Below are 12,367 nucleotides of genomic sequence, written 5' to 3' on the forward strand. Positions count from 1 at the left end.
CCATTACTCGCGCAGGGATCGCGCGGGCCGCAGCACTCCAAGGAGGGAGATGACATGCATCAGCGAGGTTTCAGCCTGATCGAACTGCTCATGGGACTGACAATTGTCGGGATTGTTCTGCTGTTGGTCAGTCCGGCGTTTGCTGCACTGACGGAATCGAACCATCGCGAACAGGTGGCAGAGTCGCTTATCAGCGGTATACGCAACGCCAGAACCGTTGCCATCACACGCAACCAGAGCGTCGTGATTCACGGTATCAACGGCGACTGGAGCCAGGGCTGGCGGATCATTCTGGATATCAGTGGTAAAGGGGCGGAAGACAACAGCAATCCGCTGCTGGTTGAGCGCGCGAGTGGCACTCGGGTGCCGATTGTCGGCAATTGGCCGGTCAGGCGATACATACGTTTCAACAGTATTGGCGAGCCACAGATGCCTGGACGGGCCTTTCAAGCGGGGACACTGCACCTTTGCGCAGCCCGCGAACCGGTCACTCAGCTCCAGGTGGTGCTGGCCGCGACCGGCCGCGTCAGCCTGCGCAGCCATAAGGCTGAGCAGGCGCTGTGCCCAGGAGGCAAAAGCGTTAAAGCAGGGAGCGGACGCGCAACTCTTTAGGCATGGAGAAGGTGATGTTCTCCTCGCGACCGGCCAGTTCATCGGCGCCGGTAGCGCCCCACGCCTGTAACTGCTGGATCACGCCACGCACCAGGACTTCCGGTGCGGAGGCGCCAGCGGTGATGCCGATTCGCTCGACACCGTCGAACCAGCTCTTTTGCAGGTCTTCGGCACCGTCGATCAGGTAGGCCGGGGTGGCCATGCGCTCGGCCAGTTCACGCAAGCGATTGGAGTTGGAGCTGTTCGGGCTGCCGACCACCAGGACCACGTCGCATTCGTCGGCCAGTTGCTTGACCGCATCCTGACGGTTTTGCGTGGCGTAGCAGATGTCGTCCTTGCGCGGGCCACCGATCGCAGGGAAGCGAGTACGCAGTGCGTCGATGACGCGGCTGGTATCGTCCATGGACAGGGTGGTCTGGGTCACGAACGCCAGTCTTTCAGGGTTGCTCACCTGCAAGGCGGCGACGTCTTTCTCGTCTTCGACCAGATAGATCGCGCCACCATTGCTGCCATCGTACTGGCCCATGGTGCCTTCGACTTCCGGATGACCGGCGTGGCCGATGAGAATGCATTCACGGCCGTCGCGGCTGTAGCGTGCAACTTCGATGTGTACCTTGGTCACCAGCGGGCAGGTGGCGTCGAACACCTTCAGGCCACGACCGGCAGCTTCGGTGCGCACGGCCTGGGAAACACCGTGGGCACTGAAGATCACGATGACGTCGTCCGGCACCTGATCCAGTTCTTCGACGAAAATCGCCCCGCGAGCACGCAGGTCTTCGACGACAAATTTGTTGTGGACCACTTCGTGGCGCACGTAGATCGGCGGCCCGAAGACTTCCAGGGCGCGGTTGACGATTTCGATCGCCCGGTCCACACCGGCGCAGAAGCCACGGGGGTTGGCGAGTTTGATTTGCATGCTGTGCCTCGTGTCTTGCGCGCAAGAAATAGTAATGCCTGCCTGTTGATCGAACACAAGGTCCGAGAACAGTGAAATCTATGTGGGAGCGAGCTTGCTCGCGATGGCGGAGTATCAGTCGACATCAATGTTGAATGTCAGGTCCTCATCGCGAGCAAGCTCGCTCCCACATTTTGACCGTTCCGGTCAGTTACAACGATTTGACGTTGATGATCTCGACGTCAAAGGTCAATGTCTTGCCGGCCAACGGGTGGTTGAAGTCGATGGTCACTTGCTCGTCATCGAATGTCTTCACCACACCGGGCAACTCAGTATTGGCCGCATCGTTGAAGATCACCAGCAAACCCGGCGACAGTTCCATGTCCTTGAACTGTTTACGCGGGATGATCTGTACGTTCTGCGGGTTAGGCTGACCAAAAGCGTTTTCCGGCTGAATCGTCAGCGTACGCTTGTCGCCAGCCTTGAAGCCGAACAGCGCCGCTTCGAACCCTGGTAACAGGTTGCCGTCACCGACCTTGAAGGTCGCAGGGGCTTTGTCGAAGGTGCTGTCGACGGTGTCGCCGTTCTCCAGGCGCAGTGCAAAGTGCAAGGTGACTTCCGTGTTCTGGCGGATGCGTTGCTCAGCCAATACGTGTTCAGTCATGAACGGCTTCTCCGGTCTTTTTACTTTTGAACATATCCAGCGCAAGCATCACGGCACCGACGGTAATTGCACTGTCGGCGAAGTTGAACGCCGGAAAATACCAGCGGTTCTGCCAATGCACCAGAATGAAATCGATCACATGGCCCAGGGCAATGCGGTCATACAGATTACCCAGCGCGCCGCCCAGCACCAGCGCCAAAGCGACGGCCAGCCAGGTTTCGTTGCGCCCCAGACGCTTGAGCCACACTACCAGCACCGCACTGACCACGACCGCGATCAGGGCAAACAACCAGCGCTGCCAGCCAGAGCTGTCGGCCAAGAAACTGAACGCCGCGCCTGTGTTGTAGGCCAGGGTCCAGCTGAACAGATCGGGGATCACCACGATTTGCTGGTACATCTCGAGCTTGCCTTCGAAGTAGAACTTGCTGGCCTGGTCGATGACCAGGACCAGCAAACTCAACCAGAGCCAGCTCAGCCGTCCGAAACGGCCAACGGCGTTAGGCATAGTGACGAACCTCGCCAGCGCCGCCGATGTTGTCGACGCAACGACCGCAGATTTCCGGATGCTCCGGGTTCACGCCGACGTCTTCACGGCAGTGCCAGCAACGGGCGCACTTGGCGTGGCTCGACTTGACCACCTGCAGTTTCAAACCGGTGACTTCGGTGACCACGGCATCGGCCGGCGCCTGAACGAACGGTGCAACGGTAGCGGTCGAGGTGATCAATACGAAGCGCAGTTCGTTGCTCAGCTTGGCCAGGTCGGCGCTCAGCGCCTCTTCGGCGAACAGCGTCACTTCGGCTTGCAGGTTGCCACCGACGGCCTTGGCCGCGCGCTGGATCTCCATTTCCTTGTTGACCGCGACCTTCACCGCCATGATCCGCTCCCAGTAGGCGCGGTCCAGCTCGACGTTTTCCGGCAGTTCGGTCAGACCTTCGTACCAGGTGTTGAGCATCACCGATTCGTTACGCTCGCCCGGCAGGTATTCCCACAGTTCGTCGGCGGTAAATGCCAGGATCGGCGCGATCCAGCGCACCAGCGCTTCGGAGATGTGGTACAGCGCGGTTTGCGCCGAACGGCGGGCCTTGCTGTTGGCGCCAGTGGTGTACTGACGGTCCTTGATGATGTCGAGGTAGAAACCGCCCAGTTCCTGCACGCAGAAGTTGTGGATCTTGGAGTAGACGTTCCAGAAGCGGTATTCACCGTAGTGCTCTTGCAGCTCGCGTTGCAGCAGCAGGGTGCGGTCCACGGCCCAACGGTCCAGCGCCAGCATTTCTTCGGCCGGCAGGATGTCGGTGGCCGGGTTGAAACCGGTCAGGTTGGAGAGCAGGAAGCGTGCGGTGTTACGGATACGCCGATAAGCGTCCGCACTGCGCTGCAGGATCTGCTCGGAAACCGCCATTTCACCCGAGTAATCGGTGGAAGCAACCCACAGACGCATGATGTCGGCGCCCAGGGTGTCGTTGACCTTTTGTGGCGCGATCACGTTGCCCAGGGACTTGGACATCTTGCGACCGGACTCGTCGACGGTGAAGCCGTGAGTCAGCAGCTCGCGATATGGCGCGTGGTTGTCGATGGCGCAACCCGTCAGTAACGACGAGTGGAACCAGCCACGGTGTTGGTCCGAACCTTCCAGGTACAGGTCGGCACGTGGACCGGTCTCGTGGCCCATCGGGTGCGAACCGCGCAGAACGTGCCAGTGCGTGGTGCCCGAATCGAACCAGACATCGAGGGTGTCGCTGATCTTGTCGTATTGCGGCGCTTCGTCACCGAGCAACTCGGCCGCGTCCATCTTGAACCAAGCCTCGATGCCTTCGACTTCGACGCGCTTGGCGACTTCTTCCATCAGCTCGGCAGTACGTGGGTGCAACTCGCCGCTTTCCTTGTTCAGGAAGAACGGGATCGGCACGCCCCAGTTGCGCTGACGGGAGATACACCAGTCCGGACGGTTGGCGATCATCGAGTGCAGGCGCGCCTGACCCCAGGCCGGAACGAACTTGGTCTCTTCAATGGCTTTGATCGCCCGCTTGCGCAGGGTGTCGCCGGTCACAGGTTCTTTGTCCATGCCGATGAACCATTGCGCGGTGGCGCGATAGATCAGCGGGGTCTTGTGGCGCCAGCAGTGCATGTAGCTGTGTTCGATGATGCTGGTGTGCAGCAGCGCACCCACTTCGGTCAATTTGTCGACGATAGCCGGGTTGGCCTTCCAGATGAACTGGCCGCCGAAGAACTCCAGCGACGTTGCGTAAACGCCGTTGCTCTGTACCGGGTTGAGGATGTCGTCGTTGACCATGCCGTACTTCTTGCAGGTCACGAAGTCGTCTACGCCGTAGGCTGGCGAGGAGTGAACCACGCCGGTGCCAGCGCCCAGTTCGACGTAGTCGGCCAGGTAAACCGGCGACAGACGGTCGTAGAACGGGTGACGGAAGTTGATCAGCTCCAGCTCTTTACCGGTGGTGGTCGCAATGACCGAGCCTTCCAGGCTGTAACGGGCAAGGCACGACTCGACCAGCTCTTCAGCCAGCACCAGCAGTTTGTCGCCGACGTCGACCAGGGCGTAGTTGAATTCCGGGTGAACGTTCAACGCCTGGTTGGCCGGGATGGTCCACGGGGTGGTGGTCCAGATCACGATCGAAGCGGGTTTGCCCAGCGACGGCAGACCGAAAGCGGCAGCCAGCTTGGCTTCGTCGGCAATCGGGAACGCCACGTCGATGGTTGAGGACTTTTTGTTCTCGTACTCGACTTCTGCTTCAGCCAATGCCGAACCGCAGTCGAAGCACCAGTTCACAGGCTTCAGGCCCTTGAACACGAAACCGCCCTTGACGATTTCAGCCAGGGCGCGGATTTCACCGGCCTCATTTTTGAAGTCCATGGTCTTGTACGGGTTGGCGAAATCGCCCAACACGCCCAGACGGATGAATTCGGACTTCTGGCCTTCGATCTGCTCGGTGGCGTAGGCACGACACAGTTCGCGAGTTTTGTCCGCGCCCAGGTTTTTACCGTGGGTCACTTCGACTTTGTGCTCGATCGGCAGACCGTGGCAGTCCCAGCCCGGAACATAAGGCGCGTCGAAACCCGACAGGGTTTTCGAGCGGATGATCATGTCCTTGAGAATCTTGTTCAACGCATGACCGATGTGAATCGTGCCGTTGGCGTACGGAGGACCGTCGTGAAGTACGAACTTCGGACGATCCTTGCCAATCTCGCGCAACTTACCGTACAGGCCAATGCTGTCCCAGCGCTGCAGAATCTGCGGTTCGCGCTGAGGCAGGCCGGCCTTCATTGGGAAGGCGGTGTCCGGAAGGTTTAGCGTGGCTTTATAGTCGGTCATTTAAGGCTCTTCATTAGCGATTGGCGCTAGGTGCGACAGGGCACGGGCGGCGGCAACATCCGCATTGATCGCCGTCTTAAGCGCCTCCAGAGAGGCGAAACGCTGCTCTTCACGCAGCTTGTGGTGGAAAACCACCGTCAAACGCCGGTCATACAGATCGCCGGCAAAATCTAAAAGATGCACTTCGAGGTGGGCTTTGCCATCACCTTGAACGGTTGGCCGCACGCCAATGTTGGCGACGCCTGGCCAGGTCTTGCCGTCGATGTCGACGTTGACCAGGTAAACCCCGGTCAGCGGCACGCGACGACGCTTGAGTTGTATGTTGGCCGTGGGCGTACCCAACTGGCGCGCCAGCTTCTGGCCATGCAGGACCCGCCCGGCAATCCGGAACGGACGACCGAGCAGTCGTTCGGCCAAGGCAAAATCGGCAGCGGCCAATGCATTGCGGACCTGGGTGCTGCTGACGCGAATACCGTCCAGCTCGACGGTTTGCGCCGCTTCGACGGTAAAGCCTTGCAGGACGCCGGCCTGTTGCAGGAAATCGAAATCCCCTACCCGGTCGCAGCCGAAACGGAAATCGTCACCGACCTCAAGATGTTGTACACCGAGGCCGTCCACCAGAATGGTATCGACGAATTCGCTGGCGCTAAGCTTGCTCAGGCGATGGTTGAAGGCCAGGCACAGCACCCGGTCGACACCTTCCTCGGCCAGCAGCTGCAATTTGTCTCGCAGGCGGGCCAGACGGGCCGGCGCCGTGTCCGGAGCGAAGAACTCTCGCGGCTGCGGCTCAAAAATCACCACGCAGCTGGGCACGCCCAACTCGAGCGCACGCTCACGGAGCCTCGCCAGGATAGCCTGGTGGCCACGGTGAACACCGTCAAAGTTGCCAATAGTGGCGACACAGCCCCGATGCTGGGGGCGCAGGTTGTGGAGGCCTCGAACCAGCTGCATAACGCGCTTCTTGCTCATAAAGTGGTCGATTATAACCACACCCGGCGGCCGACGACAGGCAACACCGTAACCCAAAGTGATCGAGCCGACAAAACCGTCGATTCGCCCGTGTTTATCGAGGTCGTGACCTCAGCTCAGCGCTTTGCGATTGAAGTCTCGCAAACGGAAGCCCATCAACAGCAACATGCCGAAATAAGCCACCACACCGGCAACGACCAATGCGCCCAGACGCAGGAACCGCTCCAGCATATGCCCCTGATCCCAGGCTGGCATGAAATGCATTCCGACCAGTAACACAGCAGACATCACCAACACTGCAATTACTAGCTTGAAGCCGAACTTCGCCCAACCCGGTTGCGGCTCATACATCTGCTGCTTGCGCAGTTGATAGAACAGCAGGCCAGCGTTAATGCACGCGCCGATGCTGATGGCCAGCGCCAGACCGGCGTGGGCCAGCGGGCCGATCAACACCAGATTGAACAGTTGGGTAACGATCAGGGTAAAAATCGCGATTTTTACCGGCGTGCGGATGTTTTGTTGCGCATAAAAGCCCGGAGCCAGCACTTTGATCACGATAATCCCGAGCAAACCGACCGAATAAGCGATCAGCGCCCGTTGGGTCATGGAGGCGTCAAACGCGCTGAACTGGCCGTACTGGAATAAAGAAACCGTCAGCGGCTCGGCGAGAATCCCCAGCGCCAGGGAGCACGGCAACACCAGCATGAAGCACAAGCGCAGACCCCAATCGAGGATTCGCGAGTATTCCTGGCGATCCTTGCTGGCGTAGGTCTTGGCCAGGGTCGGCAGGAGAATCGTGCCCAGCGCCACACCCAGAACACCGGACGGCAACTCCATCAAACGGTCGGCGTAGTACATCCACGACACGGAACCGGCGACCAGGAACGAGGCGAAAATGGTATTGATGATCAGCGAAATCTGGCTCACGGACACGCCGAGAATCGCCGGCAGCATTTGTTTCATGACCCGCCAGACGCCGCTGTCACGCAGGTTCAGTCGTGGCAACACCAGCAGGCCGATCTTTTTCAGGTGCGGCAGCTGATAGAGCAATTGCGCCAGGCCACCCACCAGTACTGCCCAGCCCAGCGCCATGACCGGCGGATCGAAGTACGGCGTCAGGAACACCGAAAAGATGATCATGCTGACGTTGAGCAGGGTCGGCACAAAGGCCGGCACCGAGAAACGGTTATAGGTATTGAGGATCGCCCCGGCCAATGAAGACAGGGAGATCAGCAATATATAAGGAAAGGTCACGCGCAACAGGCTGACCGTCAGCTCGAATTTTTCCGGCGTATCGGTGAAACCCGGCGCGGTCGCCCAGATGACCCACGGCGCAGCGATCATGCCCAAAGCGGTGACCAACGCCAGCACCAGCGTCAGCAGGCCCGAGATGTAGGCAATGAAGGTTCGCGTCGCCTCCTCGCCCTTCTGGCTTTTATATTCAGCAAGAATCGGCACGAATGCCTGGGAAAAAGCCCCTTCGGCGAAGATCCGTCGCAGCAGATTGGGCAATTTGAAGGCGATAAAGAAGGCGTCAGTCGCCATCCCGGCGCCAAATGTGCGCGCAATGAGAGTGTCACGAACGAACCCCAGAATCCGGGAAAGCATCGTGATAGAGCTGACGGCGGCCAACGATTTGAGCAGATTCATTGAAAGAGTTTGTGCCTGTCGATAAACAGCAGGCGAACAAAGCGCCTACTTATGCGATACTCCGCGCCGCAGCAGCACAGAGCCAAAGCTCGCGAGTTTACAGGTCAAGCGCCGGAAATAAATATCCCGCCTCTTTATACCTACCACTTAGCGGAACGTCTCAACCGCCCTTGACAAGACATCAACTCATCGGCATGATTCGCGGCCTATTTTGTTTGCTATTTCCTAAAAAGTCTTTCGAGGAGCTCGACGGTGGCCAACACACCTTCCGCCAAAAAACGTGCAAAACAGGCTGAGAAGCGTCGCAGCCACAACGCCAGCCTGCGTTCCATGGTTCGTACCTACATCAAGAATGTAGTTAAGGCCATCGACGCAAAAGACGCTGAAAAAGCTCAAGCTGCTTACGTTCTGGCCGTGCCAGTTATCGACCGTATGGCCGATAAAGGCATCATCCACAAGAACAAGGCTGCTCGTCATAAGAGCCGCCTGAACGGTCACGTCAAGGCTCTGAACCTTGCTGTTGCCGCATAAGCGATAAGCTTGTTAAAAAACCGACCCCAGGGTCGGTTTTTTATTGCCTGCGATTTAGCAAACCCAGCGCAAAAAAAATGGGAAGGGGCAGCCCCTTCCCATACTTTTGATCTTCTTTAGATTACTGTGCCTGCGCCCACGGCAAAATCGGTATCGCCGTCACCGCATTCTGCGGACTGCCTTCGATCACACGATCGCTATAGACCAGGTACACCAGCGTATTGCGCTTCTTGTCGAGGAATCGCACCACCTGCATGGTCTTGAACACCAGCGAAGTGCGCTCCTTGAACACCTCGTCACCATCCTTCAACTCGCCCTTGAAGCTGATCGGCCCGACCTGACGACAAGCGATAGACGCTTCAGCGCGATCTTCAGCCAACCCCAAACTACCCTTCACGCCACCCGTCTTGGCTCGCGACAGGTAGCACGTCACACCCTCAACCTTTGGATCATCAAACGCTTCGACGACGATGCGGTCGTTCGGACCGACAAATTTGAACACCGTCGACACCTGACCAATCTCCTCGGCCGAGGCCAGCAGCGGCATCGCCAACAGCAGACCCAACAATCCTTTTGCCACGCGCATTCAGGTATTCCCTCAGACCAGGATCAGGTTATCGCGATGAACCAGTTCCGGCTCCGCCATGTAACCCAACAGACCGACAATCGCCTCAGACGACTGACCGATGATTTTTTGTGCTTCCAGCGCGCTGTAGTTGGCCAGGCCTCGGGCGATTTCACGACCGTCCGGCGCCACGCAAACCACCATCTCGCCACGACGGAAGCTGCCCTGGACCAGCTTGACACCCACGGGCAGCAAACTTTTGTTGCCTTGGGACAGCGCCGTCACCGCACCGGCATCCAGCACGAGCGTGCCGCGGGTTTGCAGATGTCCGGCCAGCCATTGCTTGCGCGCAGCCAACAGGCCGCGCTCAGGCGACAGCAAGGTGCCGATGCGCTCGCCTGCCTTGAGACGATCCAGCACGCGCTCAATACGCCCGCCAACGATGATGGTATGCGCACCGGAACGAGCCGCCAGCCGCGCAGCGCGCAATTTGGTCTGCATGCCGCCACGACCCAGCGCGCCACCCGTACCGCCCGCCACCGCATCCAGCGCCGGATCATCAGCGCGCGCTTCGTAAATCAGGTTGGCGTTAGGGTTATTACGAGGATCGGCGTCGAACATGCCATCGCGATCGGTGAGGATCACCAACAGATCAGCCTCGACCAGGTTGGCCACCAGCGCCGCGAGCGTGTCGTTGTCGCCGAAACGTATTTCATCAGTGACCACGGTGTCGTTTTCGTTGATCACCGGAATAACTTTCAACTCAACCAACGCTCGCAAGGTGCTGCGGGCGTTCAGGTAGCGCTTGCGGTCGGACAAGTCGTCGTGAGTCAGGAGAATCTGCGCGGTATGCCGGCCATACTCGGCAAAGCTCGACTCCCAGGCCTGCACCAGCCCCATCTGACCGATGGCGGCAGCGGCCTGCAACTCGTGCATCGCACTGGGTCGTACGGTCCAGCCCAAGCGGCTCATACCGGCCGCCACCGCCCCGGAGGACACCAGCACCAGCTCGACGCCAGCCTCATGCAAAGCCACCATCTGCTCGACCCAAACACCCATTGCCGCGCGATCCAGGCCCTTGCCGTCCGCTGTCAGCAAAGCGCTGCCGATCTTCACGACCCAACGCTGCGCACCTGTCACCTTGCTCCGCATCATCTTTAACCTTAGCTTGAGGACAGCGCGACCCAGCGCTGCCCGTGACGTTATTCGTGACTACCGATTTCCAGATACTAAAACGCCGCTCGATTGAGCGGCGCCTTAGAAACCGGCTTGCGGCGATGATAACACCGCACCGAGATGAAGGCTCAGCACACACCTGCGAACTTCTGAACGTCAAAAGATCGCAGCCTGCGGCAGCTCCTACCCAACGAATCAGTCACGCACGTAAATGATTTCCGGACCGTCTTCGTCATCCACATCTTCTTCATCCCAATCATCGTCGCCGATGTCGTGGACGGACTTCACGCCGCTACGGCGCAGGGCTCGCTGGTCATCCAGGGCCTGCAACTGAGCACGGGCTTCGTCTTCAATGCGCTGATCGAGCTCGGCCAATTCTTCTTTGTAAACCGGGTCGTTGGCCAGGCGATCAGCACGATCTTCCATGTAACGCATTATGTCGTGGCAAAGACGCTCGGTGCCCAGCTTGGAGATGGCCGAGATCACGTAGACCGGACCGGTCCATTCCAGGCGATCGACGATTTCCTTGACGCGAGCATCGTGCTCTTCTTCGAGGATCTGGTCGCACTTGTTCAGCACCAACCAACGATCACGCTCAGCCAGGGACGGACTGAACTTGGTCAGCTCGCTGACGATCACTTCCGCAGCATCCGGGGCGCTGGCGTCATCGAGCGGCGCCATGTCCACGAGGTGCAGCAGCAGACGCGTACGCGACAAGTGCTTGAGGAAGCGAATCCCCAGGCCTGCGCCATCGGAAGCACCTTCGATCAGACCCGGAATGTCCGCGACCACGAAGCTTTTCCAGCGATCAACACTGACCACACCCAGGTTCGGCACCAGCGTGGTGAACGGGTAGTCGGCGACTTTCGGCTTGGCGGCCGACACCGAACGAATGAAGGTACTTTTGCCAGCGTTCGGCAAGCCCAGCAGGCCGACGTCAGCCAACACCTTCATTTCCAGCTTCAGATCACGCGCCTCACCCGGCTTGCCCGGAGTGGTCTGACGCGGAGCACGGTTGGTACTGGATTTGAATCGGGTGTTACCCAGACCGTGCCAGCCGCCGTGCGCGACCAAAAGCTTTTGACCGGCCTTGGTCAAGTCGCCGATTATTTCCTGGGTGGCAGAGTCGATGACCGTGGTGCCGACCGGAACACGCAGCACCAGCTCTTCACCTTTCTTACCGGTGCAGTCAGTGCTGCCGCCGTTGGAACCACGCTCGGCATCAAAGTGCCGGGTGTAACGGTAGTCCACCAGGGTGTTGAGGTTTTCGTCGGCGATCATGTAGACCGAGCCGCCATCACCACCGTCACCGCCGTTCGGGCCGCCGTTTTCAATGAATTTCTCGCGACGGAAGCTCATGCAACCGTTGCCGCCGTCACCAGCCTTTACTCGAATCGATACTTCATCAACAAACTTCATAACAAAACGCCTCTCGTCATACGGACGAGCCGAAAAAACCAAGACATAAGACTCTTGCAAAAATGAGCGCAGCGACCTCAATCAACGACCGCAAATCCAGCGCTGGAGCCCATCACAAACAGCTTTGCAAGAGACTCACCCCACAAACGAAAAAGCCCCGTCGCGAGACAGGGCTTTTCCAGCAACTACGTAATTATGCCGCGACGACTTCAGTCTTCGGGACAATGCTCACGTAACGGCGGTTGAAAGCGCCTTTTACTTCAAACTTGATCACGCCGTCGATTTTAGCGAACAGAGTGTGATCTTTACCCATGCCAACACCGTAACCGGCGTGGAATTGGGTGCCGCGCTGACGCACGATGATGTTGCCCGGAATGATAACCTGGCCGCCATACATCTTCACGCCAAGGCGTTTGGCTTCTGAGTCGCGACCGTTACGGGTACTACCACCAGCTTTTTTTGTTCCAATATTAAAATAAACCAGTTCAGAAATAAGCATTAAATAAACCATAAAAACCGGGAATTTTAAAAACGTTTAACAAATGCCGTTGCCCCAA

The 12,367-nt window shown here is 58.6% G+C and carries 12 protein-coding genes; 2 read left to right on the plus strand and 10 right to left on the minus strand.

All coding sequences use genetic code 11. The annotated features are described in order from the left end of the window. Positions 1-54: 54 nt before the first annotated feature. A complete protein-coding gene (locus ACIQU2_RS23295; RefSeq protein ID WP_347804767.1) occupies positions 55-612 on the plus strand; it encodes a GspH/FimT family pseudopilin in 558 nt (185 codons plus the stop codon). Here ACIQU2_RS23295 and ispH read toward each other — a convergent pair. The 6 genes from ispH to murJ form a co-directional block, all read right to left on the minus strand. After that, entirely contained in the window at positions 581-1,528 is a 948-nt protein-coding gene (gene ispH, locus ACIQU2_RS23300) for a 4-hydroxy-3-methylbut-2-enyl diphosphate reductase (RefSeq protein ID WP_347804752.1), read from the minus strand. The genes ACIQU2_RS23295 and ispH overlap by 32 nt on opposite strands. Before the next feature lie 190 nt (positions 1,529-1,718). Next, the gene (gene fkpB, locus ACIQU2_RS23305) at positions 1,719-2,156 is read right to left on the minus strand and encodes an FKBP-type peptidyl-prolyl cis-trans isomerase (protein WP_347804768.1); all 438 of its coding nucleotides are present in this window, start codon (positions 2,154-2,156) and stop codon (positions 1,719-1,721) included. A gap of 7 nt (positions 2,157-2,163) precedes the next feature. After that, a complete protein-coding gene (gene lspA / locus ACIQU2_RS23310; protein WP_403144197.1) occupies positions 2,164-2,676 on the minus strand; it encodes a signal peptidase II in 513 nt (170 codons plus the stop codon). After that, on the minus strand, positions 2,669-5,500 hold the full coding sequence (ileS, locus tag ACIQU2_RS23315; protein WP_403144199.1) for an isoleucine--tRNA ligase: 2,832 nt from the start codon (positions 5,498-5,500) through the stop codon (positions 2,669-2,671). Before ileS ends, lspA begins: the two co-directional genes overlap by 8 nt. Then, positions 5,501-6,451 (minus strand): bifunctional riboflavin kinase/FAD synthetase, encoded by a 951-nt coding sequence (ribF, locus tag ACIQU2_RS23320; RefSeq protein ID WP_347804754.1) that lies wholly within the window; start codon positions 6,449-6,451, stop codon positions 5,501-5,503. 129 nt (positions 6,452-6,580) lie between these two features. Next, the gene (murJ, locus tag ACIQU2_RS23325; RefSeq protein WP_403144202.1) at positions 6,581-8,119 is read right to left on the minus strand and encodes a murein biosynthesis integral membrane protein MurJ; all 1,539 of its coding nucleotides are present in this window, start codon (positions 8,117-8,119) and stop codon (positions 6,581-6,583) included. 252 nt (positions 8,120-8,371) lie between these two features. Here murJ and rpsT point away from each other — a divergent pair, with 252 nt between their 5' ends. Further along, the gene (gene rpsT, locus ACIQU2_RS23330) at positions 8,372-8,650 is read left to right on the plus strand and encodes a 30S ribosomal protein S20 (protein WP_008154937.1); all 279 of its coding nucleotides are present in this window, start codon (positions 8,372-8,374) and stop codon (positions 8,648-8,650) included. Positions 8,651-8,771: 121 nt separating this feature from the next. Here the strand turns inward: rpsT and ACIQU2_RS23335 are convergent, their stop codons facing one another. From ACIQU2_RS23335 to rpmA, 4 genes are all read right to left on the minus strand, one after another. Beyond that, positions 8,772-9,236 (minus strand): CreA family protein, encoded by a 465-nt coding sequence (locus ACIQU2_RS23335; RefSeq protein WP_309676989.1) that lies wholly within the window; start codon positions 9,234-9,236, stop codon positions 8,772-8,774. Between the two features lie 12 nt (positions 9,237-9,248). Beyond that, entirely contained in the window at positions 9,249-10,367 is a 1,119-nt protein-coding gene (proB, locus tag ACIQU2_RS23340) for a glutamate 5-kinase (RefSeq protein WP_403144203.1), read from the minus strand. Between the two features lie 219 nt (positions 10,368-10,586). After that, positions 10,587-11,810, minus strand: coding sequence for an Obg family GTPase CgtA (gene cgtA / locus ACIQU2_RS23345; RefSeq protein WP_403144205.1), 1,224 nt, complete (start codon positions 11,808-11,810; stop codon positions 10,587-10,589). A 193-nt stretch (positions 11,811-12,003) separates the two neighbouring features. Then, the gene (gene rpmA, locus ACIQU2_RS23350) at positions 12,004-12,279 is read right to left on the minus strand and encodes a 50S ribosomal protein L27 (RefSeq protein ID WP_403144207.1); all 276 of its coding nucleotides are present in this window, start codon (positions 12,277-12,279) and stop codon (positions 12,004-12,006) included. Positions 12,280-12,367 lie beyond the last annotated feature (88 nt).

The organism is Pseudomonas sp. NPDC098740, from assembly GCF_044760065.1.
GTDB classification, from domain to species: Bacteria; Pseudomonadota; Gammaproteobacteria; order Pseudomonadales; family Pseudomonadaceae; genus Aquipseudomonas; species Aquipseudomonas rossensis.